General features: G+C 74.4%; 3 protein-coding genes. 2 read left to right on the plus strand and 1 reads right to left on the minus strand.

Going from position 1 to position 1,911, the window contains the following annotated elements; translation table 11 throughout:
- Positions 1–947, minus strand: a 947-nt coding sequence (locus ACWJ6R_RS35535) for a serine/threonine-protein kinase (protein WP_449066413.1), incomplete at its 3' end; no start/stop codon positions are given.
- A gap of 166 nt (positions 948–1,113) precedes the next feature.
- On the opposite strand from ACWJ6R_RS35535, the gene ACWJ6R_RS35540 reads away from it, so the two are divergent.
- On the plus strand, positions 1,114–1,521 hold the full coding sequence (locus ACWJ6R_RS35540) for an acyl-CoA thioesterase (protein WP_449066414.1): 408 nt from the start codon (positions 1,114–1,116) through the stop codon (positions 1,519–1,521).
- On the plus strand, positions 1,522–1,911 hold a 390-nt coding region (locus ACWJ6R_RS35545), incomplete at its 3' end, for an alcohol dehydrogenase catalytic domain-containing protein (protein WP_449066415.1).

Consider the following 1,911-nt stretch of genomic DNA (forward strand, 5'->3'; position numbering starts at 1 on the left):
GGCGCGGGAGCCGGGACCGCCTGGCGGGCTCCTCCCCCGCGGGCACCCGGGCGGTCGGCCCCGGCAGGCCGGACAGGTCGAGCCCGGATCGTGCCCGCCACCCGGGCGGTGTCCTCGGCCGCCTTCCCGCCGACCAGCCCGGACAGCAGCTCCCGGGCCGTCGGCCGGGCCGCGGGGTCCTTGTCCAGCGCCGCCCCGACCAGCCCGCGCAGGCCCTCGTCGAGGGTGCTCAGGTCCGGTGTGTCGTGGACCACCCGGTAGAGCGCCTCCGGCACGGTCCTGGAGGCGAACGGGGAGGAGCCGGTCGCGGCGGCGGCCACCACGCAGCCCCAGGCGAAGACGTCGGCGGGCGGGCCCGCCTTGCCCTCGGAGACCAGCTCCGGCGCCATGTACTCGGGGGTGCCGAGGATCGCGCCGGTGACGGTCTGCCCCCTGCCCGCGTCCAGGGCGCGGGCGATGCCGAAGTCGATCACCCGCGGGCCGAGCGGGGAGAGCAGCACGTTGGCGGGTTTGAGGTCGCGGTGGACCACACCCGCGTCGTGGATCGCGGTCAGGGCGGTCGCCACCCCGACGGCCAGCGCCTCCAGGTTGGACCCGGCCAGCGGGCCCTGCTCGCGCAGCAGCCGGGCCAGATCGGGCCCCGCGACGTACTCGGTGACCACCCAGAGCGGCTCGCCCTCCAGCCGGGCGTCCAGCACCGGGGCGGTGCAGAACCGGCTGACCCTGCGCGCGGCGGCCACCTCGCCCCGGAAGCGCGCCGCGAACTCCGGGTCCGCGGCCAGGTGCCGGTTGATCACCTTGACCGCCACCGGTCCGGACGGCCCCTCGGCGAGGTAGACCGTGCCCATGCCGCCGCTGCCGAGCCGCCCGGCGATGCGGTAGGGGCCGAGCTCGACCGGGTCGGAGGGCTCCAGGGTCAGTGCGGGGGGAAGTCCGTAGGCCGTCACGTCGAACGATCTTAGGTTGGACGGATCATCCAATGGGCGAGAAGAGATGACATGACGTACTCACTCCGGTAACGCACCGGCCTCCCGGAGGCCCCCGGACCAGGGCGGAGATCCACGGCCCACCCCCGGGCCGTCCGGCCGCCGGCTCTGGAATATAGTTCTGCCCGTGTACGCGTACTGGGAGACGGTCCCCACCCGGTGGAAGGACAACGACGTCTACGGCCACATGAACAACGCCGTCCACTACTCGCTGATGGACACGGTGATCAACACCTGGCTGATCAGGACCGCGGGCCTCGACATCCACGAGGGGGACGCCATCGGCCTGTGCGTGGAGTCGCACTGCGTCTACAAGGCGTCGGTCTCCTTCCCCGAGCCCGTCCGGGTCGGCCTCAGGATCGGCAGGCTCGGCCGCTCCAGCGTCCGCTACGAGCTCGGGCTGTTCCGCGAGGACGGCGAGACGGTCGTGGCCGAGGGGCACTTCGTCCACGTGTTCGTGGACCGGGAGACCCGGCGGCCCAGCGAGATCCCGGCGCCGCTGCGCGCCGCGATGGAGAAACTGGTGATCACTTAGATGAGCACGTCCACCCGCGCCGCCGTCCTCGTCGAGTCGGGCCGCCCGGCCCCGTACGCCTCGTCGCGCCCCCTGGAGGTCATGCCGCTGACGCTGGAGGCACCCGGCCCCGGGGAACTGCTCGTCCGGGTCCGCGCGGCGGGCCTGTGCCACTCCGACCTGTCGGTGATCGACGGTTCCCGGCTCCGGCCGCTCCCGATGGCCCTCGGCCACGAGGCCGCGGGCGAGGTCGTGGAGGCCGGCCAGGGCGCCGAGTTCACCCCCGGCGACCACGTGGTGCTGTCCTTCGTGCCCGCCTGCGGGCACTGCCCGCGCTGCGTGGCGGGCCGTCCCGCGCTGTCGCGAGCCGGGCGCGCGCCAACGGCGACGGCACCTGCTCGGCGGCGGCTG

This window comes from Planomonospora algeriensis (genome assembly GCF_977012225.1).